At 41.0% G+C, this 3,268-nt stretch carries 2 protein-coding genes; both read left to right on the forward strand.

Annotated features, from left to right (window positions below):
- Window positions 1-2,635, forward strand: a 2,635-nt coding sequence (locus KCG35_RS24140) for a LysM peptidoglycan-binding domain-containing protein (RefSeq protein WP_215822414.1), incomplete at its 5' end; no start/stop codon positions are given.
- 48 nt (window positions 2,636-2,683) lie between these two features.
- Window positions 2,684-3,229: a hypothetical protein gene (locus tag KCG35_RS24145; RefSeq protein ID WP_215822415.1), complete on the forward strand. Its 546-nt coding sequence runs from the start codon at window positions 2,684-2,686 to the stop codon at window positions 3,227-3,229.
- The last annotated feature ends 39 nt before the right edge of the window (window positions 3,230-3,268 follow it).

The following is a 3,268-nucleotide window of genomic DNA, read 5'->3' on the forward strand; positions in this document are numbered from 1 at the left end:
CCTACGCTATGTGAATAACCACAAAGGGCAGATCCTGACCCGTACTGAGGAAGGCCATGATCGTAATGATGACCACAAAGCCTACCTGCGTACCCATCACTTCTACTACGTCAATGGCATTGGCATTGGCGATGTCGGGGATGATGGCCCGACCTATACCGACTACGCAACCCAACTGGCCTATAACCAAGGCTTAATGCGTAAGCCGGATAAAACCGAGCCGGTGTTCAGTGCTGACTTCGATGCCAACTTCCAGGCCATTGGCGAAAACTACCCGGCACAAAGCCCCGGTGGTTATACCGTACAGCAAGGCGATACCCTGCAAACCATCGCTTTGGCGCTATGGGGAGACAGTAGCCTGTGGTTTATGCTGGCGGATGCCAATGGTTTGCAACCTCAGCAACTGAAAGACTTAAAACCTGGCACCTTCCTCACGGTGCCGAATAAAGTCACCAACATCCACAACAACAGCAGCACTTTCCGCCCCTATAACGCCGGGGTGGCGATTGGGGATGTGAGTCCGACGTTACCGGATATGCCACCGCCGCCGATTAAGCCTGCGGGTGGCGGTTGTGGTGGCGCGGCTGTCATAATTGCTGTAGTGGCGATTGCCGCCACTATTTTTACCGGTGGTGCGGCGCTGATGGCGATGACAGGGGCTACTTCTATGACAGCAGCAGCGGGTGCTGCAACACTGGGTGAAGCCATGCTAGCGGGGGCTGCAGGAGCCATCGCGGGTGACTTGGCTGGGCAAGTTGCAGGTATGGCAATGGGGGTTCAGAAAAGCATTCACTTTAGTCGAACTGCAAAAGCGGGAGCCAGAGGTGCTATAAGTGCAGCTGTAACCTATGGAATAGACCAGGGCTTAACACAGGCTGCTAAGAGCGGGTCACAGTGGGCTGCAACAGCCAGTGATTATATCCACAGTAGCACTACTGCAAGGGCTACGGTTTCTAATGTTGCAAACCAAGCACTAGGAACGGCTACAGGTTTCCAAAAGAAATTTGACTGGAAAGGTGTTGCAGTTGCTGCTGCAGGTGCATCAATGCAAGGTTATGCCAGTGATGCATTAGGTATTGATGCGAATGACTCATTTGGTCGTTATGCATCTGCTCTGACAGAAGGCGTTGTAAGAGAAGGTATAGCCTCAAAAATATACGGTAGGCGCTTTGACTTTAAAAATGCAGCTCAAAGTGCACTTACAAATGAACTTGGAAGTCATATTGCAGGCTATGAAACATATGATCAAGTTTCAGGGAGATTGGCAAGGCAGCAGTATCTTGCCCGACAAGTGTCGAAACCCACACCAAGTACTCAAGCAGCACAGCAGGAAACTGCAATTAGGGAAAATCACAGCTCAGTGGCTAAATCGAGTGGAGGGGTTAAGTCAGAGAGGGTGCAAGGGAATTTAGAGCAAAGAAATGCTGTAAAAATCACGCAGAAAGTGAAACAGCAAGCTAAGGTAGCACATGGTGTAACCAGTGATGAGGTAGGGCTTGATTATGATTTAGAAAGTGAGATGTATAATCCATTTGAAGGGAAAAAGTTTCGCTTAACAAAAGAAGAATTTATTAAAAACTCATTTGCATCATTAGATGTAGATCCTGAAGAAATTATGAGGGTAGCTGAGGAAGAAAGGATCAGACAGGTAGATGAGTACGTAAACAACTTTGCAGAAGAAAATAATATTTTTATCAATGAGAGAGATAAACAAAGGTTTGAAAATAGGAATACAATAGAAAAATCTTTTAATTTGGTATATAAAAAAAATGAAGAAGATAAACTCTTTGTCGAAGATATGCTAAATTGGTTTGAAGTTGCAGTTAGTGCTGATGAACAAATAGGAATTGAAAAAGCTAAAAGTGGACTAGCATTTTTTAATGCAAGTAAGGACGTTCAGCAACATATGGTTAGTGCAGTAAAAAATCGCGACATTGAGTCATTTGCTTTACCTTTCTATCGTCAAAGAATTATTGCTAAGGTTGATGATTGGGGCATGAATAGGTGGAATAAGGGGCTTGCCAATTGGTCGGGAGACTCAGTAAAAGGAGCTCTAGAGTTTGAGGGGGCGATAAGTGGTCAACTTGCAAATTGGACTTTTAGTGTTGGTAAAGCAGTGTTTATTGATAATGTAGGTGATTATGCTAGTGCATCTCATAGTATTCACAGTTTTACAAAGGATTTTGATTTTACAGTCTCTGTGGATATTGGAATGATTAGGGGGGATGATGCCACAGTTTTAGATTTGGCTGAAGGTTTATCTAAATCTTATACATCTGAGCTTGAAGTTAGGAAGTACGTGTCTGTATTTTATGAAAAAGGTTATACACTAGAAGGGGAGACATTTGACTCTCAAACTAATAAAAGCTTCAGGGGTTATGGCTTGTCTTTTAATACTGTGGATTATAAAGCAGGTGCACTAAAAAGTGTGAAAAACGAGTGGGATAGTGTTCTTGGTCATGAGAAATTGGATAAACTTAACGTGGGGGCTAACTTTGAACGTAGTGAAAATGATAATGGAAATGGAGTAGTTATAGAATACGGTCGGAGTGGTAGAAGAGTTTATACTATGGCAAATACGTTTTTTTATATTATAGATGAACCAAGAAGACTTGTTTTTGATTTTCTTGAATAAGCTTTAAAAGGAGGGAATGCCCTCCTTTTTTATTGTGTAGTTAAGGTTATGAAAATATTTGAAAATGATTTTTTTGTTGATTTTAGAGGTGTTTTTGCATTTGAGTTTTTGCCGGATTTTATTTTTTTTGTTGTCTTGATTTTTGTTTTTGGAAAACTCAATGATAGATTTTTTTATGGGACTATAATTTGTAGGCCTTTTCAATGTGTTGTGAGAGATAGATATGATAAAAATAAAAATAAGCTACAGTTTTCAATTTTAGGTCTTTGTTTGTATGTTATCTGGGGGGGATGGTTTTATCAAGGTAGTTTTAAATATTTGCTTTATAATTATCAGGCTAGTAAGGCATTGGAAAATGGAGAGTATTTTATTGTAAAAGGATATCTTAAAAATCTAGATAAAAGCTACAATTTCGCAATATTTAATGTAGAAGATGAGTCTTTTACGTATGGGCTCTCAGATAACTTATGCTTTACAAGTGGTCCAGTAAATAAAGAACTCAAAGAAGGTAAGTTAGTTGAGATCCATTATTTAAAAGATAGAGTAGATCGTGAAAAAGATAGAAACTGTATTTTAAGAATGAAAATATGGTAAGCGCCAATGGAAGAACACGGAAGCAGAAGAACAGGACAT

It is taken from the genome of Zooshikella harenae, assembly GCF_018837975.1.
Classification (GTDB): Bacteria; Pseudomonadota; Gammaproteobacteria; order Pseudomonadales; family Zooshikellaceae; genus Zooshikella; species Zooshikella harenae.